The 25,925-nt window shown below is 45.5% G+C and carries 26 protein-coding genes; 6 read left to right on the top strand and 20 right to left on the bottom strand.

Features of this window, described 5'->3' with window-relative positions:
• Window positions 1–53: 53 nt before the first annotated feature.
• The gene (locus NZD81_RS03840) at window positions 54–782 is read left to right on the top strand and encodes a YqjF family protein (RefSeq protein ID WP_282372595.1); all 729 of its coding nucleotides are present in this window, start codon (window positions 54–56) and stop codon (window positions 780–782) included.
• Between the two features lie 40 nt (window positions 783–822).
• Here the strand turns inward: NZD81_RS03840 and NZD81_RS03835 are convergent, their stop codons facing one another.
• The 3 genes from NZD81_RS03835 to mce are packed head-to-tail and all read right to left on the bottom strand — an operon-like array spanning window position 823 to window position 3,894.
• The gene (locus NZD81_RS03835) at window positions 823–1,938 is read right to left on the bottom strand and encodes a tripeptidase T (RefSeq protein WP_003230352.1); all 1,116 of its coding nucleotides are present in this window, start codon (window positions 1,936–1,938) and stop codon (window positions 823–825) included.
• A 17-nt stretch (window positions 1,939–1,955) separates the two neighbouring features.
• Window positions 1,956–3,479 carry an acyl-CoA carboxylase subunit beta gene (locus NZD81_RS03830; RefSeq protein ID WP_282374350.1) on the bottom strand — a complete coding sequence of 508 codons (1,524 nt, stop codon included), beginning with the start codon at window positions 3,477–3,479 and terminating at the stop codon, window positions 1,956–1,958.
• Complete coding sequence (mce, locus tag NZD81_RS03825) at window positions 3,472–3,894, bottom strand: methylmalonyl-CoA epimerase (protein ID WP_014664524.1); 423 nt, start codon at window positions 3,892–3,894, stop codon at window positions 3,472–3,474. The genes NZD81_RS03830 and mce overlap by 8 nt, the downstream gene beginning before the upstream one ends.
• An 89-nt stretch (window positions 3,895–3,983) precedes the next feature.
• Between mce and prli42 the strand changes: the two genes are divergently transcribed.
• Window positions 3,984–4,076: a stressosome-associated protein Prli42 gene (gene prli42 / locus NZD81_RS03820; protein ID WP_041521370.1), complete on the top strand. Its 93-nt coding sequence runs from the start codon at window positions 3,984–3,986 to the stop codon at window positions 4,074–4,076.
• A 21-nt stretch (window positions 4,077–4,097) separates the two neighbouring features.
• Here prli42 and NZD81_RS03815 read toward each other — a convergent pair whose 3' ends face one another.
• From NZD81_RS03815 to brxB, 6 genes are all read right to left on the bottom strand, one after another.
• On the bottom strand, window positions 4,098–4,628 hold the full coding sequence (locus NZD81_RS03815; RefSeq protein ID WP_282372600.1) for a L,D-transpeptidase: 531 nt from the start codon (window positions 4,626–4,628) through the stop codon (window positions 4,098–4,100).
• 51 nt (window positions 4,629–4,679) lie between these two features.
• On the bottom strand, window positions 4,680–5,648 hold the full coding sequence (locus NZD81_RS03810; RefSeq protein WP_014664526.1) for an aromatic acid exporter family protein: 969 nt from the start codon (window positions 5,646–5,648) through the stop codon (window positions 4,680–4,682).
• Between the two features lie 73 nt (window positions 5,649–5,721).
• Window positions 5,722–6,444, bottom strand: coding sequence for an arginine ABC transporter ATP-binding protein ArtM (gene artM, locus NZD81_RS03805; RefSeq protein ID WP_014664527.1), 723 nt, complete (start codon window positions 6,442–6,444; stop codon window positions 5,722–5,724).
• On the bottom strand, window positions 6,437–7,096 hold the full coding sequence (gene artQ / locus NZD81_RS03800; RefSeq protein WP_014664528.1) for an arginine ABC transporter permease ArtQ: 660 nt from the start codon (window positions 7,094–7,096) through the stop codon (window positions 6,437–6,439). The genes artM and artQ overlap by 8 nt, the downstream gene beginning before the upstream one ends.
• Before the next feature lie 80 nt (window positions 7,097–7,176).
• Window positions 7,177–7,944 carry an arginine ABC transporter substrate-binding protein ArtP gene (gene artP / locus NZD81_RS03795; RefSeq protein WP_014664529.1) on the bottom strand — a complete coding sequence of 256 codons (768 nt, stop codon included), beginning with the start codon at window positions 7,942–7,944 and terminating at the stop codon, window positions 7,177–7,179.
• A 267-nt stretch (window positions 7,945–8,211) separates the two neighbouring features.
• Window positions 8,212–8,649 carry a bacilliredoxin BrxB gene (brxB, locus tag NZD81_RS03790; protein WP_014664530.1) on the bottom strand — a complete coding sequence of 146 codons (438 nt, stop codon included), beginning with the start codon at window positions 8,647–8,649 and terminating at the stop codon, window positions 8,212–8,214.
• A 160-nt stretch (window positions 8,650–8,809) separates the two neighbouring features.
• On the opposite strand from brxB, the gene NZD81_RS03785 reads away from it, so the two are divergent.
• The 3 genes from NZD81_RS03785 to bmrR all read left to right on the top strand — a co-directional run bounded on the left by NZD81_RS03785 (window position 8,810) and on the right by bmrR (window position 11,882).
• Window positions 8,810–9,703 (top strand): diacylglycerol kinase family lipid kinase, encoded by an 894-nt coding sequence (locus NZD81_RS03785; RefSeq protein WP_014664531.1) that lies wholly within the window; start codon window positions 8,810–8,812, stop codon window positions 9,701–9,703.
• Window positions 9,704–9,803: 100 nt separating this feature from the next.
• Window positions 9,804–10,973 carry a multidrug efflux MFS transporter Bmr gene (bmr, locus tag NZD81_RS03780; RefSeq protein WP_069149835.1) on the top strand — a complete coding sequence of 390 codons (1,170 nt, stop codon included), beginning with the start codon at window positions 9,804–9,806 and terminating at the stop codon, window positions 10,971–10,973.
• 72 nt (window positions 10,974–11,045) lie between these two features.
• The gene (gene bmrR, locus NZD81_RS03775) at window positions 11,046–11,882 is read left to right on the top strand and encodes a multidrug efflux transcriptional regulator BmrR (protein ID WP_014664533.1); all 837 of its coding nucleotides are present in this window, start codon (window positions 11,046–11,048) and stop codon (window positions 11,880–11,882) included.
• 59 nt (window positions 11,883–11,941) lie between these two features.
• Here the strand turns inward: bmrR and bfmBB are convergent, their stop codons facing one another.
• The 8 genes from bfmBB to NZD81_RS03735 form a co-directional block, all read right to left on the bottom strand.
• Window positions 11,942–13,216 carry a branched-chain alpha-keto dehydrogenase complex dihydrolipoyllysine-residue (2-methylpropanoyl)transferase gene (gene bfmBB, locus NZD81_RS03770; protein ID WP_014664534.1) on the bottom strand — a complete coding sequence of 425 codons (1,275 nt, stop codon included), beginning with the start codon at window positions 13,214–13,216 and terminating at the stop codon, window positions 11,942–11,944.
• A 21-nt stretch (window positions 13,217–13,237) separates the two neighbouring features.
• The gene (bfmBAB, locus tag NZD81_RS03765) at window positions 13,238–14,221 is read right to left on the bottom strand and encodes a 3-methyl-2-oxobutanoate dehydrogenase subunit beta (protein WP_004398638.1); all 984 of its coding nucleotides are present in this window, start codon (window positions 14,219–14,221) and stop codon (window positions 13,238–13,240) included.
• A 13-nt stretch (window positions 14,222–14,234) separates the two neighbouring features.
• Window positions 14,235–15,227, bottom strand: coding sequence for a 3-methyl-2-oxobutanoate dehydrogenase subunit alpha (gene bfmBAA, locus NZD81_RS03760; RefSeq protein ID WP_069149837.1), 993 nt, complete (start codon window positions 15,225–15,227; stop codon window positions 14,235–14,237).
• Between the two features lie 21 nt (window positions 15,228–15,248).
• Window positions 15,249–16,673, bottom strand: a complete 1,425-nt coding sequence (gene lpdA, locus NZD81_RS03755) for a dihydrolipoyl dehydrogenase (RefSeq protein WP_069149838.1) — start codon at window positions 16,671–16,673, stop codon at window positions 15,249–15,251.
• A gap of 20 nt (window positions 16,674–16,693) precedes the next feature.
• Window positions 16,694–17,785, bottom strand: a complete 1,092-nt coding sequence (gene buk, locus NZD81_RS03750) for a butyrate kinase (protein WP_040082688.1) — start codon at window positions 17,783–17,785, stop codon at window positions 16,694–16,696.
• Between the two features lie 18 nt (window positions 17,786–17,803).
• Window positions 17,804–18,898, bottom strand: coding sequence for a branched-chain amino acid dehydrogenase (bcd, locus tag NZD81_RS03745; protein WP_014664538.1), 1,095 nt, complete (start codon window positions 18,896–18,898; stop codon window positions 17,804–17,806).
• Between the two features lie 11 nt (window positions 18,899–18,909).
• Entirely contained in the window at window positions 18,910–19,809 is a 900-nt protein-coding gene (gene yqiS, locus NZD81_RS03740) for a phosphate butyryltransferase (RefSeq protein WP_071578631.1), read from the bottom strand.
• Window positions 19,810–19,933: 124 nt separating this feature from the next.
• Complete coding sequence (locus NZD81_RS03735) at window positions 19,934–22,012, bottom strand: sigma 54-interacting transcriptional regulator (protein WP_282372617.1); 2,079 nt, start codon at window positions 22,010–22,012, stop codon at window positions 19,934–19,936.
• A 152-nt stretch (window positions 22,013–22,164) separates the two neighbouring features.
• On the opposite strand from NZD81_RS03735, the gene NZD81_RS03730 reads away from it, so the two are divergent.
• Complete coding sequence (locus NZD81_RS03730) at window positions 22,165–22,401, top strand: DUF2627 domain-containing protein (protein WP_014664541.1); 237 nt, start codon at window positions 22,165–22,167, stop codon at window positions 22,399–22,401.
• 41 nt (window positions 22,402–22,442) lie between these two features.
• Here NZD81_RS03730 and prpB read toward each other — a convergent pair whose 3' ends face one another.
• The 3 genes from prpB to mmgD are packed head-to-tail and all read right to left on the bottom strand — an operon-like array spanning window position 22,443 to window position 25,913.
• Complete coding sequence (gene prpB / locus NZD81_RS03725; RefSeq protein ID WP_282372621.1) at window positions 22,443–23,348, bottom strand: methylisocitrate lyase; 906 nt, start codon at window positions 23,346–23,348, stop codon at window positions 22,443–22,445.
• A 16-nt stretch (window positions 23,349–23,364) separates the two neighbouring features.
• Complete coding sequence (locus NZD81_RS03720) at window positions 23,365–24,780, bottom strand: bifunctional 2-methylcitrate dehydratase/aconitate hydratase (RefSeq protein WP_282372623.1); 1,416 nt, start codon at window positions 24,778–24,780, stop codon at window positions 23,365–23,367.
• Between the two features lie 14 nt (window positions 24,781–24,794).
• Window positions 24,795–25,913, bottom strand: a complete 1,119-nt coding sequence (gene mmgD / locus NZD81_RS03715; protein WP_172640358.1) for a citrate synthase — start codon at window positions 25,911–25,913, stop codon at window positions 24,795–24,797.
• Window positions 25,914–25,925 lie beyond the last annotated feature (12 nt).

The raw sequence follows: 25,925 nt of genomic DNA, 5'->3' as shown, positions 1-25,925 counted from the left end.
AGAAGGAAATCGGGAATACCTTTACTCACCTCCAAACGAAAGGAGCATATACGTTGGCGGAACGTTTTCAGCAAAAAAACATTTCTGTGCCTGAAGGAATCTGGATCATGAGACAAACCTGGAATGATGTCTTATTTGCCCACTGGCCTGTTGATGTTTCTATCCTTCGCGCTTTGGTACCGTCCGTATTAGAATTAGATACATACAACGGGCAAGCTTGGATCAGCATGCTTCCCTTTATGCTCACGAACCTAAGGGCGCGTTACCTTCCTCCCATTCCCGGTGCGCGTGCATTTCCTGAGCTTAACCTCCGCACCTATGTCACATATAAAGGCAAGCCCGGCATTTATTTTTTCAGCTTAGATGCCGATCATCGGCTGGCGGTTTTGGGCGCTCGCACGTTCTTTCATTTGCCTTATGTTCACGCTGATATGAAAGCTGACAAAAACGTTGATGGCATTGACTATGTCAGCAAGCGGAGAGACGGCAGAGAAGCAGTATTCCGCGCCGCATACCGGCCCGTTTCAGCTCCTTTTACAGCGGAAAAGGATTCACTTGATTTTTGGCTGACGGAACGGTATAGACTCTACACTGCCTACCGAAATAAACTCTATTACGAAGACATCCACCATCACCCATGGCTGCTGCAAAACGCTGAAGCGAAAATTTCAGTCAATACGGTGACAGATGCTCACGGCATTACGTTGCTAGAGGCAGACCCCTTGCTTCATTACGCTAAAAAACAGGACGTGTTATTTTGGCCGCTTAGGAAATGGAGCTAAAAAAACCCGATGCAGGAAATCGCATTCGGGTTTTCTTTTTTTATTTTGCCGCCTCTTCAATAATGGCAACAACCATTTCTGCCGTTTTGACGAGTTCTTCGATCGGCATTTTTTCATTCTTTGTATGAATTTGCTCATAACCGACAGCAAGGTTGACCGTCGGGATGCCATGACCTGCGATTACGTTCGCGTCGCTTCCGCCGCCGCTTGTTTGCAGCTCGCTTGGACGTCCGATTTTAGCAGCCGCTTTTTTCGCGATTTCAACAACTTGGTCGCCATCTTGATATTTGAAGCCAGGATACATGACTTCAATTTCGACTTCTGCGCGTCCGCCCATATCAGCAGCAGCTTCTTCAAAAGCAGCTTTCATTTTTTGAACCTGAGCTTCCATTTTCTCAGGAACTAAAGAGCGTGCTTCAGCAAGAATATGGACTTCGTCGCACACAATGTTTGTTTGCGTGCCGCCTTCAAACCGGCCGATATTTGCTGTTGTTTCTTCATCAATACGGCCCAATGGCATTTTTGAAATGGCTTTGCTAGCGATTGTAATCGCAGAAATGCCTTTTTCAGGTTCAACCCCGGCGTGCGCGGTTTTCCCGAAAATTGCCGCTCTTACCTTCGCCTGTGTCGGCGCAGCCACAATGATATTTCCGACTTTCCCGTCTGAGTCAAGGGCATAGCCGTAGGATGCTGTAATCATAGAACGGTCAAGCGCCTTCGCTCCGATCAGGCCAGATTCCTCACCAACTGTGATGATGAATTCAATCGTTCCGTGCTCAATGTTTTCTTCTTTCAGCACCTTAATCGCTTCAAACATTGCAGCCAGTCCCGCTTTATCATCAGCACCTAAAATCGTCGTGCCGTCTGTTTTGACGTAACCGTTCTCTACAACTGGTTTTACGCCGTTACCGGGTACAACTGTGTCCATATGAGATGTAAAGTAGATCGTATCTGTTTGCTTTGTCCCTTTTAATGTGCAAATCAGATTACCGGCTCCGTGGCCAGTGATATCCATTGTATCGTCTTCTTTAACGTCCACACCTAAATCAGAAAATTTTCGTTTCAGCACTTTGCAGATTTCTGCTTCGTGTTTTGTTTCTGAATCAATTTGGACAAGCTCTAAAAACTCTTCCAGCAGGCGTTTTTCATTCACCATTTGTAAGTCCCTCCATATTAAAGCGGTATGTTACCGTGCTTTTTTTTCGGTCTCTCTTCTGTCTTATGTGCAAGCATATGAAAAGCTTGAATCAGTCTTCCCCTTGATTCTTCCGGCAAAATAATGTCATCGACCATTCCACAAGCGGCCGCTTTGTATGGGCCGGCGTTTTGCTTTTTGTATTCAGCTGTTTTTTGGCGTTTCGCCTTTTGCGGGTCAGCTGAAGCTTTGATTTCCTTTTCATACAAAATCGATGCCGCACCTTCTGGACCCATCACCGCAATTTCAGCATTCGGCCATGCAAATACAAGGTCCGCTCCGATTGCTTTGCTGTTCATGGCCACATAGGCGCCGCCATATGCTTTTCTGATAATGAGCGTGATTTTTGGGACAGTCGCTTCTGCATAAGCAAACAATAATTTTGCTCCGTGTCTGATGATTCCGTTGTGCTCCTGCTGAATACCGGGGAGAAATCCCGGGACATCCTCAACAGTCAACAGCGGGATATCAAATGCGTCACAAAAACGGATGAACCTTGCTGCTTTATCAGCAGCGTCAATCGTCAGGCTTCCCGCCAGATGCTTTGGCTGGCTCGCAACAATGCCGATTGCTTTTTCACCCAGCCTTGCAAATCCGATGACAATGTTCTTCGCAAAAAATGGCTGAATCTCAAAAAAAGACTGTGGATCGGCCAGCTCCTTAATCACCGTCCGAACATCATACGGTTTTGTCGTGTCAGCAGGCACGAAACGGTTTAATAACGGTCTGGAGGCCTCTTTCTCTGGCTTCGGCTCTGTTGTCCGGCCATTCAGCGGCAAATAAGACAGCAGTTTTCTCACCCCTGTCAGAACCTCCTTCTCCGTATGGCCGGAAAAGTGGGCGTTTCCGCTGACGGCATTATGTATCCCCGCTCCGCCTAAGCTCTCCGCATCGACCTGTTCCCCTGTCACTTTTTCAATCACCTTCGGGCCGGTAATAAACATCCGGCCGGTCTGTTCAGCCATAAATATAAAATCTGTGAGTGCCGGAGAATATACAGCGCCTCCAGCGCACGGCCCTAAAATAACCGATATTTGCGGAATGACTCCGGAATATAAGACGTTTCGGTAAAATATGTGACCGTATCCATCTAATGATACCACACCCTCTTGAATTCTCGCACCACCTGAGTCATTCAGCCCGATAATCGGCGCCTTATTTTTTGCTGCCAGGTCCATCAAAGCGCAAATTTTTTTGGCATGGGTTTCGCCAAGAGCACCGCCAAACACAGTGAAGTCTTGCGCAAATACATAAACTGAGCGTCCGTCAATTGTGCCATACCCTGTCACGACCCCATCCCCTAACATGCGCTGTTCTCTTGTTAACACTTGACTTTCCATGAAGGGGTGTAATTCGATAAAGCTGTTCTGGTCAAGTAGAAATATGATCCTTTCCCGGGCGGTGAGCTTTCCCTTTTGCCGCTGCTGAGCCTGCTTTTCCAGTCCACCGCCCTCTTCTGCCTGTCTGCGTTTCGTGTATAAATGATCAATGTGCTCATTCATGTTCATTGTGTTGGTCTCCTTTCGGTTCACAAAGCTCTACAAGAACACCATTTGTTTCTCGAGGGGAAATAAACGCGATCTTTTTCCCGTTCGCTCCCTGTCTTGGATACCTGTCAATCAATTGAACTTGCTGGTCAGACAATGCTTTGAGCTGTTCAGATAGGCTGTTGCACAAAAATGCAATATGATGCAGCCCCTGCCCTTTCTTCTCCAAAAATAAACGGATGGGGCTGTCAGCTGTCGACGGTTCTATCAGCTCAAGTTTGACACTTCCCGCTTGAAAAAAAGCAACTTTCACCTTTTGCTCTTCAACCGTTTCTTGATGAAGAAATGCAAGCCCCAATACATTTTCATAAAAGCGTCTTGCATCTTTTATCGAAAAAACTGCTATCCCGATATGGTCAAGCCTGTTCATTTGCATCCCTGCTTTCGCTAATAGATATCGCTTGTCCGTCCATTCAAAACACGCTAAAATATAGACAGATTGTGTAAGGAGTGAAAATCATGTCTCAAAAACTGATGAAAAGCGTTTTGATCGTGATTTTGGGAGTTTTTATTCTTTCAACTGTACTCTCAGGAATCATCATGTTTTTATAACGATAAAAAAGCAGGGCAGCCTTATTCAATGGGAACATCCTGCTTTTTTATCAGAGCTTTATGCTCGATGGCAATCTCCTCAAAAGAGCGATTGTCGTCTGTGATCAGCACTCTCGTTCCTACTGGTATCGTTTGAAACAAATGAACGACCTCATCGTTATGCATACGTATACAGCCGTTTGACACAAATTTTCCTACTGATTCCTCTCGGTTTGTCCCATGAATTCCATAAATCCGCCCGTCCGTTCCTTTCGCGTCAAATCCGATCCATCTTGCCCCAAGCGGGTTGTCAGGAGATCCTCCTTCAATATTTTTCTTTCTGTAGTAAGGATTTTCCGCTTTTACCGTTACCGAAAACTCTCCTTCAGGCGTCAAATCATCTGTTTTTCCAGTGGCCACACTGTACACGCCTTCTACTTTGTTGTCGAGGATAACAGCAAGTTCATTTGTTCGCTTGTTGACAATAACATACGGATCACCCGGCAGCGGATTTTCGCCGAGCGGCCAAATCGGTGAAATCATCATAAATATCGAACATAAGAAAAAACGCATAAGCTCCTCCTTTTTCATTAGGTTGACCAATGAAGGAAGAGCTCATGCGAATCATCCGAGTGATTTTTGCGCTTTTATTCCTTTAAAATAACTTTTAATCACTAAATATTGTTCCATTTCGCCGAGAAGATGGAAGAGAGCGGCTCTCGCTTCAAATTCCTCTCTAGTCGCTGGAAGCGGCATCTCCTCAAATTCTTTTCTCATGTCAGCAAGCCTTTTCAGAAATTTATACGCCGTGTTCCCAGGGTGTATCGCCTCCCGCAAATCGTGAATAAATTCAGCGATCATTTTTCCCTGATCTACCGTGATGGAGATCGATGTCACTTTAGGGAGAAGGCGTTCAATAATTTCAAATTGCTTTTCTCTCATTTTAAAATAATGATAATGCAGATTTTCGTAACGCAAAATGTGGTTTTGCACATCTCGATAAGCCAGGTTTTTGGCCTCCGTAATGAGCTGGTGCGTTTCCGGAATTTCTTTTCCTGACCAATCTTGCTCACCAGTTAACAAATACCGTTCTATTTCTGCGAAAATGACAGCAAAGTTATCCTCTATCTTTTTGCGGTAAGCAATCAGCTTCCGGTCAAGACTTGGCATATACAAGTTCATCAATAGAGCGACGCCGATGCCGACTGTAATCAGCTGAACTTCATTCCAGATGAAAGCAGGCGTAATGCCGCCGGACATGTATAAATGAAGGATAATAACAGAACTGGTGACGATACCTTCGTTAATTTTTAACAGAACCGTTATCGGAATGAATATCAGAAGAAGCGCTCCGATCACAAACGGGTGGTAGCCAATGAGCTCGAAAAAGAGATAAGAAAAAACAATTGCCAGACAGCATGCCGCAAAGCGGGCCCATGACGCCTGAAGCGACCGTTTTTGTGTGATTTGAATGCACAAAATGGTGATGATTCCTGCTGATGCGAAGTTTTGCAAATGCAATAGCTGGCTTATATAAATAGCCAAAGCTGTTCCTAGCGCGGTCTTTATTGTGCGGTAACCAATTTTAAACATGTCGGACTCCATTTCTATTTGTTTCTTCAATAAAAAAGAAGAAGCGATCAGCCTTCTTCTTTTTTTCTATATTCTATAATATTTTCTCTAAAAAGTCCTGCGCTCTTTTGGATTTTGGCGAAAGAAAAAATTCCTTCGGATTGCCGTCCTCGACAATCGTTCCTTGATCCATAAACAGCACGCGGTCTGCCACTTCTTTTGCGAAGCCCATTTCATGTGTGACAATCACCATGGTCATGCCTGTTTCGACTAGCTCTTTCATCACCTGCAGCACTTCTTTGACCATCTCCGGATCAAGGGCGGAGGTCGGCTCGTCAAACAGCATGATGTCCGGATTCATCGCAAGAGCCCTGGCAATCGCGACACGCTGTTTTTGTCCGCCAGACAAGCGGTTTGGATAGTCATTTCGCTTTTCAAACAAACCGACTTTGCGGAGCAGGTCCTCAGCTTTCTCTTGTGCAGCCTGTTTTGATTCTTTTTTTACATTGACAGGCGCGTACATGATATTTTCGAGAACCGTTTTGTGCGGAAAGAGATGAAAATGCTGAAAAACCATCCCGATGTTTTCCCGAACCTTTAATGTGTTGGTTTTCGGCTTCGTAATCTCTGTATCTTTTATTGTAATGGTTCCGCCGTTTGGCTTTTCCAGCAGGTTTAAACAGCGTAGGAACGTTGATTTGCCTGAGCCTGAAGGACCGATCACGGCAACAACCTCGCCATCAGCGATTGTTGTTGAAATATTTTTTAATACTTCGTGTTTCCCAAATGATTTTGACAGCTTTTCAACCTTAATCATTGGATTTCAGCTTCCTTTCTACAGCCTTGCCGATAAACGTTAAAATCAAGACAAGCACGTAATAAATCAATCCCGCGATAATGAGCGGCTCAAGGTAATTGTAAGTGGCGGCGCCAGCTTGATATGCGCGTCTCATGACATCACCAAGCCCGATGACGGTGACGATCGCCGATTCTTTTGTTAACGTAATTAATTCATTCACAATTGCAGGGGATATATTTTTGAAGGCCTGCGGCAAAAGCAGATCCTTCATCATTTTGCCGTACGGGACACCCAGTGCGACAGCCGCTTCTTTTTGCCCTTTATCAATGGCGTTGATTCCGGCTCTGATAATTTCCGATACATAAGCGGCGGAATTCAAAGACAATGCGACAACCGCAGCCCAAAACTGGTCAATTTGAAATCCGAGCAGCTGAGGAAGTCCAAAATAGACAATCATAAGCTGCAGCACTAAAGGTGTGCCTCGGAACACTGATGTATAAAAATCAGCGATCCAGATCAGCGGGCGGAATGTGCTGATCTTGCATAAGCTTAGCACAATACCGAGTATAAGTCCGATAATAGCAGATACAACAACAATTTTTAATGTAATTGCCAAGCCTTCTAATATAAAAGGAATTTGGGGGATCGTTGCTGAAAAATCCAAATTCATAGCCTTTGTCTCCTTTTCTTACAGGAAAAAAGATTTCCTATTCAATAAAAAGGCTCAACGAAAAAGTTGAGCCGCTTTTTTTACTTCTCGTCAGTGAACCATTTTTTCTTCAATTTCTCAAGCTCTCCGTTATCTTTCATTTCCTTGAGCGCTTTATTGAATTTGTCTGTCAGTTCACTGTCCTTTCTGAAAGCAATTGCTGAACCGGCCTCTTCCGCTTTCGCATCAGGAATCACGAAGCCTTGCAGGTCATCATTTGATTTGAAATACCCTTCTGCAACAATGTCTTCAATAATCGCGGCATCGAAGCGGTCAGATTTGATTTCCTGCACCAAATCAGAAATTCTGTTGCGGTCTTCTGTTTTAAAACCATATTCCGGAGAAAGCTCTTTCCCCTTCTCTTCCTGAATAGAGCCAAGCTGAACGCCAACCGTTTTTCCTTTCAGGTCTTTCAAAGATTGAATGCCGCTGTCTTTTTTGCTGACAATCATATGGTTCGCTGTGTAGTACACCTCAGAAAAATCAACTTGTTTTTTACGATCAGGCGTCGGTGTCATTCCTGACAGAACGAGATCAACTTGTTTTGATTTAAGCGCTGTAATTAAGCTGTTGAAGTCCATATCCTGCACTTCAATTTCATAGCCAGCCTTCTTCGCCAGTGCTTTTGCCAACTCCACATCAAAGCCGACAATATCATCGCCTTCTTTATATTCAAACGGTTTGTAATCCGCCGAAGTACCCATAATTATTTTTTTCTTTCCGCTTTCTGAACCTGAATTGCTTGAACCGCATGCAGTTAATGCAAAGGTGATGCAGGCAGCTACAAGTAATAAGAGTATTTTTTTCATGATCCATTTCCCCCATATTCATTACTTTTGGTGTATCTGAATATTTATTCGTTAATTTGTATTTTAAACAGTTTCTTATTTTTATGCAATACTATTTTTAAAAATTATCTTCAAGCTTATCTTTCCAGTGATCTCTTTTGATATTACTAGATAAAAATAAAATCACTGTACAATCCGATTGAATAATTCGTTAATATTTATTCATATACCCTTGGAATTTTATGCACAAAAAAACCCGGGAAACTTTGAGTATCCGGGTTTTTTGTCTTATACTTCTTCACAATATTCTTCAAAGGCTCCCTGCAGCTTTGCCACTACGGCCATCGGCTCATGGCCTTCAATTTCATGGCGCTCTACCATTTTCATGATCTTTCCGTCTTTCAAAATCGCAAAGGACGGAGAAGATGGCGGATATCCTTCAAAATAGTCGCGGGCACGCGCTGTCGCTTCTTTGTCCTGTCCGGCAAAAACGGTCACGAGCTGATCAGGTCTTTTATCATAGTGAACGGAGTGGTATGCTGCCGGTCTTGCAATTCCTCCGGCGCATCCGCAAACAGAGTTTACCATGACGAGCGTCGTGCCTTTTTTCGTAAGTGCCGCGTCTACCTCTTCGGCTGTTTTCAGCTCGGTGTATCCGGCAGCTGTTATTTCTTGTCTCGCTTGGCGTACAATATCATTCATAAATAAATTAAAGTCCATGTTCAATGAAGACCTCTCCTTTTTCATCATCTGTTCTTATGATAGCAAGGAAACGTCCAAATCGGCAAATGACTTTGCTTCGCCGTGCACTTTTTTTGCTTTTCGTTTACTGCTTACAGAAAAAGGGGATTATATAACCAGAAGTAAAATAAAGGAGCAGTTGTATATGAGCCAACGGAAAGCATTACTGATTCATAACGGAAATGCCGGCAACAAAAATATAGAAAAAGCACTTGGTGCTGTCGTGCCGGTTTTATCTCACCATTTAGATGAGGTGATTATTAAGCAGACAAAGAAAAAGGATGATGCGTATCATTTTTGCCAATCCATTGATGATTCTGTCGACACCGTCTTCATTCTCGGCGGCGACGGCACGATCCATCAATGCATAAATGCTATCAGCGCTCTAGAAAGAAAACCCGCGGTCGGAATTTTGCCCGGCGGCACGTGCAATGACTTTTCAAGAGTGCTTGGCATCCCTCAAAATCTTGCAAAGGCCGCGGAAGCACTTATGTCAGGAAAAAAAACCAGCGTAGACGTATGTCAGATGAACGACCGTTATTTTTTAAATTTCTGGGGGATCGGCTTAATTGCAGAAACGTCGAATCAAATCAACGAAACAGAAAAAGCATTATTGGGGAAAATCAGCTATTTTACAAGTGCATTGCGAACCGTCTCATCCGCTGCATCGTTTCCGATGAGATTAAAAATTGATGGAGAAGAAATTAAAGAAGAAGCCGTTATGCTGCTTGTGATGAACGGCCAATACATTGGAACAAATCGAATTCCTCTACCCGATGCCAGTATTGAAGACGGCTTACTCGATGTCCTCATTTGCCGCAACACCAACCTCACCGCGTTGCGGGAGCTGATGAGCATGGAACAGGGCACAATTGATCGTTTTACCGGAGAGCTGTCCTATGTCCAGGCCTCTCGAATCGAGATTGAAACAGACACTGCCAAAAAGGCGGATATGGATGGAGAAGTTTATACACATACACCCGCAGTCATTCAGGTCCTGCCGCAGCATATCGACATGCTTGTTCCCGCAAATGATTAACTGTCTTAAGGGCTTAGAAAGATTTTGCAAATCCGTTGACTCTCCCCTAGGAGGAGGTCTTACAGTATAAGGGATACACACTTGAAAAAGGGGAAGTCATATGGAGAAGAAAAATATTACCTTAACGATATTATTAACCAATTTATTTATTGCTTTTTTGGGGATCGGGCTTGTGATTCCTGTAACGCCGACCATTATGAATGAATTGCATTTATCAGGGACCGCGGTCGGCTATATGGTTGCCTGCTTCGCTATTACGCAGCTCATTGTTTCACCCATAGCCGGGCGCTGGGTTGATCGCTTCGGACGCAAGATTATGATCGTGATCGGCCTGTTTTTCTTTAGTGTGTCGGAGTTTTTATTTGGCATTGGAAAAACAGTTGAGATGTTATTTATCTCCCGTATGCTAGGCGGTATCAGCGCTGCCTTCATTATGCCTGGGGTCACGGCTTTTATCGCAGATATCACGACCATTAAAACACGGCCGAAAGCGCTCGGTTATATGTCAGCCGCTATTTCAACAGGATTTATTATTGGTCCCGGCATCGGGGGATTTTTAGCAGAAGTCCACTCCCGGCTGCCTTTTTTCTTTGCGGCCGCTTTTGCACTGTTAGCAGCCATTTTATCAATGCTCACGCTGCGCGAGCCAGAACGGAACCCTGAAAATCAGGAAATAAAAGGGCAAAAGACAGGCTTCAAGCGGATTTTTGCGCCCATGTACTTCATTGCTTTTCTCATTATCTTGATTTCGTCTTTTGGTTTAGCATCATTTGAATCTTTATTTGCATTATATGTGGATCATAAATTCGGATTTACGGCCAGCGACATTGCCATTATGATTACAGGAGGAGCGATTGTGGGCGCCATTACGCAAGTCGTCTTATTCGACCGCTTCACAAGATGGTTTGGCGAAATTCATTTGATTCGGTACAGCTTAATTCTCTCAACGAGTCTGGTATTCTTGCTGACAACCGTAAATTCATATATTGCGATTCTGCTGGTTACAGTCACCGTTTTTGTCGGATTTGATCTCATGAGGCCTGCGGTAACGACTTACCTGTCAAAGATTGCGGGAAATGAACAAGGATTTGCCGGCGGTATGAATTCAATGTTTACAAGTATCGGCAATGTATTCGGGCCTATTATCGGTGGAATGCTGTTCGATCTTGATGTAAACTATCCTTTCTACTTTGCAACGGTTACCTTAGCTATAGGCATTGCACTGACGATTGCTTGGAAAGCGCCTGCACACCTTAAAGCCAGCACATGATCAAAAGCGTATTCTTTGTGTACTGCAAAGAATACGCTTCTTCTTTATACTGGTGATAAAAGGAGTGATGGCATGAAGGAATCGTATTACTCAATTGGAGAAGTTTCAAAACTGGCAAACGTGTCGATTAAAGCGCTCCGTTATTACGATAAAATTGATTTATTTAAACCCGCCTACGTCGACCCGGATACCAGCTACCGCTATTATACAGATTCTCAGCTCATTCATCTGGATTTGATCAAATCATTGAAATATATCGGCACCCCTCTAGAAGAAATGAAAAAAGCACAGGACTTAGAGATGGAAGAACTGTTTGCTTTTTATACAGAGCAGGAGCGGCAAATCAGGGAGAAATTAGACTTTTTATCAGCACTGGAGCAAACGATTTCGTTGGTGAAAAAACGGATGAAACGGCAGATGGAATATCCCGCGCTCGGTGAGGTGTTTGTTTTAGATGAAGAAGAAATACGGATTATTCAGACAGAGGCAGAAGGAATCGGGCCTGAAAACGTGCTCAACGCCTCCTACAGCAAATTAAAAAAATTTATCGAATCAGCAGATGGATTTACGAACAATAGCTACGGCGCCACTTTTTCTTTTCAGCCCTACACCAGCATTGATGAAATGACTTACCGTCATATTTTCACGCCTGTACTGACGAATAAACAAATTTCAGCCATTACGCCGGATATGGAAATCACAACGATTCCTAAAGGAAGATATGTGTGTATCGCGTACAATTTTTCGCCTGAACATTATTTTCTCAACTTACAGAAGCTTATCAAGTATATCGCAGACCGCCAATTAACAGTTGTCAGTGATGTATACGAGTTAATTATACCGGTTCATTACTCCCCGAAAAAACAAGAAGAATATCGGGTCGAAATGAAAATACGAATCGCAGAATAATACTGCATAGAAAAAGAGCATTTTTGAAACAAAACTTCAAAAATGCTCTTTTTGCTTATTTAGTAAACAGATGTCTTTTCGTCAATAGATTCTAAAATTTGTTTCACTCGTCCCAGGAATCGTCCGCACACGAGACCGTCAAGCACTCTGTGGTCTAAGGACAGACACAGATTAACCATGTCTCTGACAGCAATCATGCCATTTTCCATGACAACCGGGCGTTTGACGATGGATTCTACTTGAAGAATCGCAGCCTGAGGATAGTTGATGATGCCCATCGACTGAACAGAGCCGAACGAACCTGTGTTATTGACGGTAAACGTGCCTCCCTGCATGTCATCTGCAGTGAGCTTTCCATCCCTTACTTTTTTAGCAAGGCCGGTAATGTCTTTCGCAATGCCTTTAATTGTTTTTTCATCAGCGTTTTTAATCACCGGAACAAATAAAGAATCCTCTGTGGCAACTGCAATTGAAATATTGATATCCTTTTTCTGAATAATTTTGTCCCCCGCCCACATGCTATTCATTTGCGGGAATTCTTTTAACGCCTGAGCGACTGCTTTGACAAAAAAGGCGAAGAACGTTAAATTAAAGCCTTCTGTCTTCTTAAAGGAATCTTTTATACTGTTGCGATATGCAACCATATTTGTGACGTCGACTTCCATCATCGTCCAAGCATGCGGAATTTCTGTTTTGCTGCGCTTCATATTGGAAGCAATTGCTTTTCTTACGCCTGTGACAGGGATTTCTATATCACCTGCTGCAGACGCAGGATATGAAGTCTCTTCTTTTGGCTCAGGTTTTGGTGCAGACTTCGGTGCAGGAGCTGCTGTGTTCGGCTCCTCAGCCTTCCGTTCTTGCACGCCGCCTGTTTCAATTAAGCGCTGAATATCTTTTCGTGTGATGCGCCCGCCGGCACCTGTTCCCGTCACTTGATCAAGGTCAATGCCGTGTTCACCGGCTAAACGGAGTACAGCTGGCGAGTAACGCTTCTTATTGGGCTGATCGGTTGCTTCGGCACTATTTGCAGCAGGCGTCCCAGCGGATTCTGGCGCTTCTGGCTGTTCTTGTTTTTGTTCGATCGGATTCGCGCCTTCTGTTTCAACTTTGCAAATCACTTCTCCGACTTGCAGGGTCTGGCCTTCTTCTCCCACAAGCTCTGTTATCGTTCCAGTAAAAGAAGACGGAACCTCTGCATTTACCTTATCTGTCATGACTTCCGCGATCGGATCGTATTTGTTCACTTTATCACCGGGGGCGACAAGCCATTTGCTGATCGTCCCTTCTGTTACGCTTTCTCCAAGCTGCGGCATCGTCATTTGTTCAATTGCCATGATTGTATCCTCCTTACGTCTTTAAAACTCCGCTAATTCTCTCATCGCCGCTTCCACTTTATCAGGGTTGACCATAAAGTATTTTTCCATTGTCGGCGCATAAGGCATAGCCGGAATATCAGGACCTGCAAGCCGTTTGATCGGCGCGTCTAAGTCGAACAGACAATGCTCGGATATAATTGCGGCTACTTCGCTCATGATGCTGCCTTCTTTTGTATCTTCTGTGACCAAAAGAACCTTTCCAGTTTTGGACGCAGCTTCGATGATGGCTTCTTTATCAAGCGGGTAAACCGTTCTTAAATCTACCACATGTGCTGAAATGCCATCTTTTTCGAGACGTTCTGCAGCCTGTAAGGCGAAGTGGACACACAGGCCATATGTGATCACTGTGATATCGTCGCCTTCCCGTTTTACGTCCGCCTTTCCGATTGGCAGGACATAATCATCTGCTGGAACCTCTCCCTTTATCAGGCGATACGCCCGTTTGTGCTCAAAAAACAGCACTGGGTCTTCGTCACGAACTGCGGCTTTTAAAAGGCCCTTGGCGTCATATGGTGTTGAAGGCATGACAATTTTCAGTCCGGGCTGATTGGCGAAAATCGCTTCGACTGATTGAGAATGATAAAGGGCACCGTGCACACCTCCGCCGTATGGCGCTCTGACGACAATCGGACAGCTCCAGTCATTGTTGCTGCGGTAGCGGATTTTAGCCGCTTCAGAAATAATTTGGTTGACCGCCGGCATAATAAAATCGGCAAACTGCATTTCAGCAATCGGTCTCATTCCGTACATTGCCGCTCCAATACCAACTCCTGCGATCGCAGATTCAGCAAGCGGTGTATCCATCACGCGTTCTTCCCCGAATTGTTCATAGAGTCCGGCTGTTGCTTTAAACACACCGCCTTTTCTCCCTACATCTTCCCCAAGGACGAAGACGCGAGAATCTCGTTCCATTTCTTCTTTCATTGCCAAATTGATTGCATCAATATATGACATTACTGACATTTGTTCTTCCTCCCTACTTCGCATACACATAATCAAGCGCTGACTCAGGAGTTGCATAAGGAGCGTTCTCCGCTTCATCCGTCGCTTCATTAACGATTGCCATAATTTCATCCAGCATGGTTTGTTCTATCTCATCGGACAGCAGGCCTGTTTCCTTTAAGTAAGTTTGATAAGTAAGCAGGGGATCACTTTTTTTCGCTTCCTCTACTTCTTCACGTCCTCTGTAGCTGCTGTCATCGTCATCACTGGAATGCGGTGTAAGGCGGTAAGAAATCGTTTCAATTAATGTCGGACCTTCTCCTCTGCGTGCCCGTTCGCGTGCTTCTTTAACCGCTTGATAAACTTCCAGCGGATCATTTCCATTCACAGTGACGCCAGGCATCCCATAGCCTACGGCACGGTCAGAAATGTTCTCGCATGCGACTTGCTTATCGTAAGGCACTGAGATTGCGTATTTATTGTTTTCACACATGAAAATCACAGGCAGCTTATGAACAGCGGCAAAGTTTGCCCCTTCATGGAAATCGCCTTGGTTTGAAGATCCTTCCCCGAATGTAACAAAGGCTGCGATATCCTTTTTCTCCATCCGTCCCGCAAGCGCAATGCCGACTGCGTGCGGCACTTGCGTTGTAACTGGAGATGACCCCGTCACAATTCGGTTTTCCTTTTGTCCGAAATGTCCCGGCATCTGGCGGCCTCCCGAGTTCGGATCCGCCGCTTTGGCAAATCCGGACATCATTAAGTCCTTTGCTGTCATGCCAAACGCGAGCACGACACCCATGTCTCTGTAGTACGGCAATACATAATCCATTTCACGGTCAAGTGCGAAAGCCGCTCCTACCTGTGCTGCTTCCTGTCCTTGACAAGAGATTACGAATGGGATTTTGCCAGAACGGTTTAACAGCCACATTCTTTCATCGATTTTTCTTGCTAACAGCATGGTTCTATACATATCAACGGCTTCCTGATCAGTCAGCCCTAGTGCTTGATGTCGGTTTTTACTCATTCAAGCCCCTCCTTTATGCTTTTAAAAATGAATGGCTTTGCCATCTACGGCAAGCGCTGCTTCTCCAATTGCTTCAGAAAGTGTCGGATGCGGGTGAATCGTTTGCCCGACCTCCCACGGCGTAGCGTCCAGCACTTTGGCAAGACCCGCTTCAGAAATCATGTCAGTGACATGCGGGCCAATCATATGAACGCCGAGAATATCATCGGTATCTCGATCCGCCACGATTTTGACAAAACCGTCGCTTTCACCGTATACAAGCGCTTTTCCAATCGCCATAAATGGGAACTTCCCGATTTTGACATTATGCCCGTTCGCCTTCGCTTCATCTTCTGTTAAGCCGACACTGGCAGCTTCAGGGCTTGAGTAGATGCACTTCGGTACCAGCGTCAGATCAAGCGGATGCGGATTGAGGCCTGCAAAATGCTCAACAGCAATGATTCCCTCATGCGAAGCAACGTGAGCTAACTGCAGGCCACCGATTACGTCTCCGATTGCATAAATATGAGACTCCTTCGTTTGGCAGCTTTCATTGACTGAAATCATGCCATTTTCAGTGATAATATCGGTGTTCTCTAGGCCGATGCCTTCGATATTTGCTTGTCTGCCGATGGAAACAAGCATTTTTTCAGCAGAGTAGGTGGCGGTTTCTCCGTCTTTTTCCGCTTGAATGCTGATATCATCTGATGTTTTTGTCATTGTGTCAGGCAGCACCTTTGCCCCTGTTATGAACTGGATGCCTTTTTTCTTAAGAAGACTTTCCATTTCTTTTGAAATCTCTAGATCTTCAGTCGGCAATATGCGATCCGCGTATTCGATAACTGTTACCTTCACGCCAAAATCATGAAGCATAGACGCCCATTCGATACCGATAACACCTCCGCCGACGATAATGATTGATTTTGGCAGCTCCTCCATTTGAAGCGCCTCATCTGAAGTCAGTACAGACTTACCATCCGCTTCAAGGCCTGGAAGCATTCTCGGTCTTGATCCTGTTGCAATGATCACTTGTTTCGGGATCAGCATGTCATTTTCTTCGCCATTTCCCCGTTCAACAGAAATTGTTCCCGGCAGCGGAGAGAAGATTGATGGTCCAAGGATACGACCGTATCCTTTGTACACGTCAATTTTTCCTTTTTTCATTAAATGGTTTACACCCGCTGCAAGCTTATCAACAACGGCTTGCTTGCGCTGCTGCACTTTTTCAAAGTTGAGGGACACGCCAGCCGTCTCTACTCCGAACTGGTCGGCTTCACGCGCTGTCCGGTATACCTCTGCGCTTCTAAGAAGCGCTTTACTCGGGATACAACCTTTATGCAGACATGTTCCCCCGAGTTTTTCCTTTTCAACAACGGCTGTTTTTAAGCCGAGCTGAGCAGCTCTGATGGCCGCAACATAACCGCCGGTACCGCCGCCCAGAATGACTACATCATACTCAGTTGCCATGGTGACTCACTCCTGTCTGTCTATTCAATACGATATTGTTTGGATTGCTCTTCGCCCTGCAATACTCTGAGCGCCCCTTGGGCAAGAGACTGCAATTCATTTTCACCCGGATAGACTAAAACGTCTGAAATCCAATCTATGTATGATCTGATAGTAGAAACAAAGCTTTTGCCGTACGCAAGGCCCCCCGTCAGCACAATTGCTTCAACTTCACCTTTTAAAACCGCGCTTGCTGCTCCGATTTCCTTTGCTATCTGATATGCCATGGCATCATAAATGAAGCGGGCTTTTTCATCGCCCCCCTGAATCATTTGTTCCACTTTTACGGCATCATTTGTACCGAGATAGCCTAAAAGCCCGCCGGTGCCCACCAGTTTTTTCATGATTTCTTCTTTTGTATATTCTCCTGAAAAACATAGATCAACAAGATCCCCCGCAGGCACCGTTCCTGCACGTTCAGGACTGAACGGCCCCTCTCCATGAAGGCCGTTATTGACATCCACGACTCGCCCGCGGTCATGGACGCCAATTGTAATACCTCCGCCCATATGGGTAATAATCATTTTCATGTTCTCATATCGTTTGCCAAGAGAGGCTGCCGCTTTACGGGCGACAGCTTTTTGGTTTAACGCGTGAAAAATGCTTTTCCTTTCAATTTCAGGCATGCCTGAAACTTTTGCGAGCACTGACATTTCGTCTACGACAACAGGGTCGACGATATACGAAGGGATATTCAGGCCGTCAGCAATTTCCCGCGCGATAATGCCGCCGAGATTAGAAGCATGCTGGCCGGCGTAGCCGCTTTTCAAGTCCTCAATCATGTCATCGTTCACTACGTAAGTCCCGCCTTCAATCGGCCGGAGAAGGCCGCCTCTTGCGCAGACTGCATCAAACTTTGAGATATTGATTCCCTGTTCATGAAGCGTTTCGAGAATATGGTTTTTGCGAAATTCATATTGATCAATAATTTGGTCAAATCGCTGCAGCTCTTCTATGTTGTGTCTCAATGTTTTTTCAAAAATGCTTCGTTCGTTATGAAAAACACCGATTTTCGTTGAAGTTGAGCCTGGATTAATTGTGAGAATGCGTTTTTCGTCATGTAGCACTTTCATAACCTCCAGATCAATTTCTTAACGTCTGCTTAATACACTGTGGCCGTTTTGCAAAAACTGGCTTCTTGAGCGGCGCATGCGTTCAATCCGTTCCTCTGCCAAGCGGTCAGCCGCTAAATATGCCGGAATGCCGTCACGCTGAGAAATCTCGAGTACACGCTCGATATTGCTGTAAATGCCTTCTACTTTTTTCAGTGCGCGTTCAGCATTATAACCGTAAAGCTCATCTGCGACGTTAATGACACCGCCCGCGTTAATCACGTAATCCGGTGCATAAACGATGCCCATTTCGTGAATTTGATCACCATGGCGTGTTTCTTTTAATTGGTTGTTGGCCGCACCTGCGATCACCTTCGCCTTCAGCTGTTTAATCGTGTCGTCGTTAATAGTCGCACCAAGGGCACACGGCGCGTAAATATCGCAGTCTTGTGAATAAATATCATCCGGATCAACTGCACGGGCGCCAAAATCTTCAACTGCACGCTGTACAGATTGTTTGTTGATATCCGTAACGATTAAGTTTGCCCCTTCTTCATGCAGGTGGCGGCAAAGGTTATAGGCTACGTTCCCAACACCCTGTACAGCAATGGTTTTCCCTTCAAGAGAGTCGGTTCCGAAAGCAGCTTTAGCTGCTGCCTTCATTCCTCTGTACACCCCGTACGCTGTGACTGGGGAAGGATTTCCGGACGAGCCGAACGCAGGAGAAATCCCTGTGACATAGTCTGTTTCATCATGAATGATATCCATATCCTCGACCGTTGTACCCACATCTTCAGCTGTGATGTATCTGCCGTTCAGCCCTTGAATATAGCGGCCAAACGCGCGGAACATTTCCTCATTTTTGTCTTTGCGAGGATCGCCGATAATGACTGTTTTTCCGCCGCCCAGGTTTAAGCCTGCCGCCGCGTTCTTATAGGTCATGCCTCTTGCCAGTCTGAGCGCGTCTTCAATTGCAGCTTCTTCATTTTCATATGTCCACATTCTCGTTCCGCCAAGTGCTGGACCGAGTGTTGTATCATGAATCGCGATAATCGCTTTTAAGCCTGATTGTTCATCTTGGCAGAATACCAATTGTTCGTAATCATATTTCTCCATATATTTAAAAAGTTCCATGTTCGTTCCTCCTAATGTGTGTATTCTTCGGATGCGCATATTGCCAACGCAATGGAATACAGTTTATTTTCGGCAGAGTCCGCTCTGCTTGTTAAGGCAATCGGCGCTTTGGCTCCTGTAATGACAGCCGCCACGCTGGCTTTGGCAAAATAAATCAGTGATTTATATAAAATATTGCCGGCCTCAATTGTTGGGACGAGAAGGATATCTGCGTTGCCCGCTACGTCTCCCGAAATTTTTTTCTGAGCCGCGGCAATTTGTGAAACTGCGTTATCCAAAGCGAGCGGTCCATCAACAATACAGCCTTTGATCTGGCCTCTTTTGAACATTTGAGCTAGAGCCGCTGCATTCACGGTCGCTTCCATTTTTGGGTTCACCGTTTCGACCGCTGCCAAAGCTGCTGCTTTTGGCATATTGTTCCCTACTGCATGGGCCACATGAACGGCATTTTGCAAAATCTGCCGAAGCTCTTCCAGCGAGGGAGCGATATTCATTGCCGAATCTGTCACAAACATCAGCCTGTCAAAATCCGGTATATCAAAGACAGCCACGTGGGAAAGGACACTTGATGACCGAAGCCCTTCCTGTCTGTTTAATACCGCTTTAAGCAAAACAGAAGTCGGCACATTTCCTTTCATTAAAACGTCCGCTGTTTTATGATGTACAGCACGAACCGCTAATTTCGCCGACTCCTCAGGTGTATCGGCATGGACGATTTCCACTTGATGACCTTGCATGGATGATGTCAGCTCGTTCAGTTTTTTGCTGTCGCCCGTTAACAAAAAACGGGCGGATAGGTGCTCGGCAGCCAGCTTTACAGCCCGGATCACTTCCTCATCCTCAGCATGAGCAACCGCAATGGTCTTGTTTTTGTGCATCGACGCTTTGCCGATTAAATCTTTCAGCTTCATCTGCTACCACCTTTCTTGTTTCGACTCCGCCTTTTATTATGCAAGTTCCGTGCCAGCTCTTAAGGGTGCTGTCATACCTGGTATATTGACACATTCGTGCAGAAGTTTGCGTTTATTCTGCAGATTATTGCATGCCTTCATTTGCAAGGCCATATTTATCCATTTTGTAATATAAATTCCGAATGCTGACACCGAGGGCTTTCGCTGATTTTGTCCGGTTAAAATGATGCTTTTCGAGCGTTTGCTGGATCAAATGCGCTTCAAATTTTTCTACTGCGACAGACAGCTTTTCGCCTTCAATATCCGGAAAATCAAAACCTGTCCTCTGATCTGTGTCATTTTCTTTTTGCTCAAGTTCAAATATAGGCAAATGATCTTTTTCAATCCATTCCATATGCGGATTGAGAAAAATCATGGCTCGTCCAAGGACATTTTCAAGCTCGCGGACATTCCCAGGCCAATGGTAATCAGATAAGGCGCGCAAGGCTTGCTGCGAGAGCCCTTTTACATTCCTGCCGTAATCCCGGTTGATCTTTTGGATAAGTCTGACGCTTAATGCTTCAATGTCCTCCAACCGCTGCCGCAAAGGCGGAATGGAGATCGGATAGCGGTTGATCCGGTAATACAGGTCTTCGCGAAACTTTCCATCCGCCATCGCCTTTTCAATATTTACATTTGTTGCCGCGATCACTCTGACGTTGACAGGGATCGCTTTCGTGCCGCCCACTCTGACGATTTCCTTTTCTTGAAGGACGCGCAGCAATTTGGCCTGCATATTTTGTGTCAGCTCACCGATTTCATCTAAGAAAATACTGCCGTTATTTGCTTCTTCAAATAAACCCTTTTTACCGCCCCGCTTCGCCCCTGAAAACGCACCATCCTCATAGCCGAACAATTCTGATTCGAGCAGGTTTTCAGAAAGGGCTGCACAATTTACGCGAATAAATTTATTGTACTTCCGGTCACTTTCGTTATGGATGGCATGGGCAAACAGTTCTTTTCCTGTTCCTGACTCTCCGCGCAACAAAATCGTTGCCGGCGTTTTCGCACCGAGCTTCGCCTGCTCAAGCGCAACCAGCATTTGCTCGCTTTTGCCGATAATGTCGTCAAACGTGTATTTCGCTTCAAGCGTGCGAATAATTTGCCTGGCGCGGTTAAGCTCCGCTGTCAGCATTTTAATTTCGGACACATCGTGAATCACACCGACGCTGCCTTTCAAAATACCGTCCACAATCACCGGTGCTACATTGACGATGACCTCTTTTTCATTCGGGCCGACCTTCATTCTGACACCGCGGACAGGGCGTCTTGTTTCAAGCACCTTTAAATGCATGCTTTCGCCTTCGGAAATATCCGTGTTTGCAGGCTTGCCGATAACTTCTTTTTCAGATAGCCCGGTCATTTTCGTATATGCTTTATTGATTAGGAGCCCGATGCCGTTTTCATCAACGACAGAAATCGCCTCATCGGAGGATTGGATAATCGCCTCCAGCATCGTACGGACCTGCTTTAAGTTGGTCACTTCCTCCGCCAGCTCGACCGCATCGGTGATATCTTTAAACACACAAAGAGCCCCGAGCAGACGTCCGCCTTCATCAATAATCGGCAGCCTTGTGGTCACAATTTGCAAATGATCGCCTAAAAGCTGCTTCTGGTTGTATTCAGGCACTCTTGTTTTTAAAATCCGCGGCATCTTAGTGCTCGGAATGACTTCTTTTATTGGCCGTCCGATGACTTCCTCGCGTTTTTTCCCGACCATTTTTTCGGCCATATGGTTAAAGAGAATGATCTCTTCATTGATATCAATAAAAATCATCCCGTCATGGGTGGAATTAAAAATTCTGTCGTGTTTGTATGTTTGCTCTTTTAGCATTTGAATCAGGTGCTGCTTTTCTTCCATCAGCTGAAAAACGATGTATGCCATTTTCCCCGGCATGACAATGGTATCTTCATGCTTTCTTTGAAGGAGTTCGTCAAACACGGCTTGATCGCCGGTGGTATGAATGACGATATCCGGTTTTTGTTGTATGTAAGGTTTCCAATCAGATGAAACGGCAATCCCATACTGTTCTGCTTCTTTCAATCCCGGCGCCTTGGGGTCTTTGTCAACTACGGCAATGATATCTATGATGGCTGTTTTGATCAGAATATGTAATAACGCCGTTCCCCTTTTGCCGGCACCTACTATCAGTACCTTTTGCATCCCGATACCCCTTTGTATGAAAAAATTTGCACACCTAATTATTCCGTTGCAATAATTTGCACAACCCTATGTTACCACGTTTTCTTCTCTTGACAAAATATTTTTTCCGCTGGACAATAAAGGAAATGAAAAGATAAAGGGGTTTTCTGAAGATGAGCCGACTTCTTGCGCTTTTGATATTAGTCATCCCCGGGGCCATTTCCGCTTTAGGCATTAAACTGATGAGAGATACACTTTTCGGCCATGCAATAAAGCCATTTTCAGCTCTTTGGCTCCAAGGGTTGTCAGGATTCATCTTTTTCGCGATCGGCCTCTATGTGCTGGCCGGGTTCATTCTATACAGAGACAGAAAACGCAATCAAGTCAGCCCGCGATTCAGAAAACGATAACTGCAAAAAAGCCGGAGAATGCTCCGGCTTTTTTTGTCGCACTATTCGTCAGGCAAAACGGTCTTGGCAATCGTTTTATCTAATGCCTCATAGTCATAATAAGAGATGGTATCGTACAGTTCTTTTCGTGTCTGCAAATGATGAAGTCCTTCTTTTTGTGAGCCGTGCTCCTTCATCAAACCAAATATCCGCTCATAAGCTTTTGCCGCCGCTCGAAGCGAGGTGACAGGATATATCACCATGCGAACCCCCATATCTTCGAATTCATCAGCACGATAATACGGCGTTTTCCCAAACTCCGTCATATTCGCAAGGAGCGGAACGGAGATATGCTCAGCAAACTGGCGGAATTCATTCTCTGCCTGGAGCGCTTCCGGGAAAATCGCGTCTGCTCCCGCCTCAATGTAGGCAGCTGACCGTTTTATTGCAGCATCAAGCCCTTCCTGCGCCCTGGCATCTGTGCGGGCAACAACAATAAGGGTGGGTGCCGCTTGTTTCATGGCTTTTATTTTTTGCGCCATTTCCTTGATCGGAACGAGCTGTTTGCCATTTAAATGCCCGCATTTTTTTGGGAGCTGCTGGTCTTCTATTTGAACGGCTGCTACCCTGGCTTCAAGCATCTCCCGGGCGGTTCGGGCGGCATTTAACACACCGCCAAATCCCGTATCGATATCCACAAGCAGAGGCAGATCAGCAGCACGCACAAGGTCTTTGGCCCGATCCGCCATTTCTGCCGACGTAATGATCCCTAGATCAGGAAGTCCCCTGCTGGCTGTATAAGCTGCACCAGACAAATATATAGCAGAAAAACCGGCCTCCTTCGCGAGCAACGCTGCCATCCCGTCATGGGCGCCGGGAATTTGAAGAATGTCCGGCGCCGACATCAGCTTGCGGAAACGCCCGGCAAGCTCTTCTTGTGACGATTGCTGATTGACGATCCACGACATGACACAAATCCTCCTTTTACATGCAGAACATGTCTACGAATTCATTTACGCGCATCGTTTGTAAAGTCTCGCTGGTACAGCGCTCATAAATGTGTTTGCACTGTTTATCAGGAAAATGGCTTTTGAGATTGCCAGAAAACTTTTCCAGCAGTTTTGGCACTGCCTCCTCTCTTCGAAAACGGTGGCCAAGAGGAAACTCACATTCCACCATTTCCGTGCTCGTTCCGTCTTTAAAATGAACCTGAACGGCATTTGAAATAGAACGCTTATCAGGTGTCAAATAATCCTCGGTATATGCTGTATTTTCAGTCACCTTCATTTTATCACGTAATTTATCTATTCTCGGATCACTCGCAGTTTCAGCTTCATAATGCTGTGCGGTGATATCACCAAAAAGCAAACCGATTGCTGTAATATATTGGAGGCAGTGATCACGGTCTGCCGGATTGTGAAGCGGGCCTTTTTTATCAATGATTCGGATAGCGGATTCATGCGTACTGATGACAATACGATCGATCTCATCAATTCGGTCCTTTACCCGCGGATGTAAAATAACGGCGCACTCCGCCGCTGTTTGAGCGTGAAATTCTGCTGGATAAGACACTTTAAATAACACATTTTCCATGACATAAGCGTCGAGCGGACGGGCGAGCTTGATCTCTTTCTTATTGAATAAAACGTCCTGGAACCCCCAACCCGGTGCGCTCAATGCTGTCGGATACCCCATTTCCCCTTTTAACGACATCAGCGCCAAATGAACACCTCTGCTCGTTGCATCTCCTGCTGCCCATGATTTGCGAGAGCCTGTATTTGGTGAATGCCGGTATGTTCTTAATGCTGCATTGTCAATCCATGCATTCGAAAGCGCATTTTTGATTTCTTCTCTCCCGCCGCCTAAAAGCTTTGCTGCAACAGCTGTTGTCGCAATTTTAACAAACAGCACATGATCAAGACCCACTCGATTCAGGCTGTTTTCTAACGCAAGGACGCCTTGAATTTCGTGCGCTTTAATCATCATCTCGAGTACGTCGCGTACCGTTAAAGGCTCTTTTCCTTCAGACAGCCTCACTCTTGATACATAATCACAAACAGCAAGGATGCCTCCCAAGTTATCGGATGGATGCCCCCACTCCGCTGCCAGCCACGTATCGTTGTAATCGAGCCAGCGAATCATGCAGCCGATATTAAACGCTGCCCTCACAGGATCGAGAACATAGGACGTTCCCGGCACTTTGCTTCCATTTGGCACAGTCGTTCCTGGAACAATCGGCCCAAGCAGCTTTGTGCACTCTGGATACCGCAGCGCCAAAATCCCGCAGCCCAGGGTATCCAGCAATACATGCCCCGCTGTTGTATACGCTTCGGAACTTGTAATCTCTTTCTCAAGCACATAGTCTGTGATTTCTTCGATAACACGATCCGTTTTCTGCATTCTGCCAGCTCCTTTCATGATTCTGTTTGATATCGCGGACCCATGTAACTGACACGGGGACGGAAGAGTCGATTATTGGAATGCTGTTCAATCACATGAGCGCATAAACCGGATGTTCTCGCGCTGAAAAAGACAGGCGTATATAAAGGGATCGGTATGCCGAGCATCCAATAAACCGGGGCAGCATAGTAATCCAAGTTCGGGTAAAGCCCTTTTTCCTTCTCCATCAGCCGCTCACCTGCTTCACACATCTCATATAAACGATGGTCACCGGCTTTATCGCATAATTGCTGCAGCGCCTCTTTCATCATGAGTGCTCTCGGATCCATTTTTTTCATATACACACGGTGGCCGAAGCCCATGATTTTTTCTTTTCTTTTCAGTTTTGTTTGCAGAAGCTGCTCAAATTCAGACGTCGTTTTTGCCTCCAAAAGCATATACATTACAGCTTCGTTTGCCCCTCCGTGAAGATTCCCTTTCAGGGAAGCGACAGCTCCTGTCAAAGCGCCATAAAGATCCGAGTGAGTAGATGCGATGACTCTGGCCGTAAAAGTTGAATTCGGCATCTCATGCTCACTATACAGGACGAGCGATCGGTCAAAAATCTGTTCTTCCAATGAGGACGGCAATTTGCCTGTCATCATGTATAGAAAATTCGCACTGTAGGACAGGGATTGAAGCGGAAGAATCGGCTCTTTTTTATTGATGATCCTGTAGCTGGCAGCAGTGAGGGCAGGCATTTTCCCAAGAAGCTGATATGCGCGCTCCTTGTTAGCGGAAGGAGACCGATCATCAATTTGCCGATCATAACCGGCAAGTGCCGACAGGCCGGTACGCAGGCTATCCATTGGATGCGTGTGCTCAGGGAGCAGCTCAAGCAGACGGAGATGATCAGCAGGCAGGCTTGACGCACTGTTTATTTTACTTTCCAGCGTCTCTCTTTCACTTTCTTCCGGCAGCCTCCCTTCCAGCAATAAATGGACAAGCTCCAGATAACTTTTTGTTTTAGAAAGATCTATTAAATCATAGCCTCGTATCAAAATCTGGCTGGACTGCGTGTCAAGATAAGAAATGTGAGTTTCTGCCGCAATCACACCGTCCAACCCTGGAGAGTAGTGCTGTTTCTCCTCCATATCCTCAACCTC

The organism is Bacillus sp. B.PNR1 (assembly GCF_030386235.1).
Classification (GTDB): domain Bacteria; phylum Bacillota; class Bacilli; order Bacillales; family Bacillaceae; genus Bacillus; species Bacillus stercoris.
This window is presented reverse-complemented; position numbering and strand designations above follow the sequence as displayed.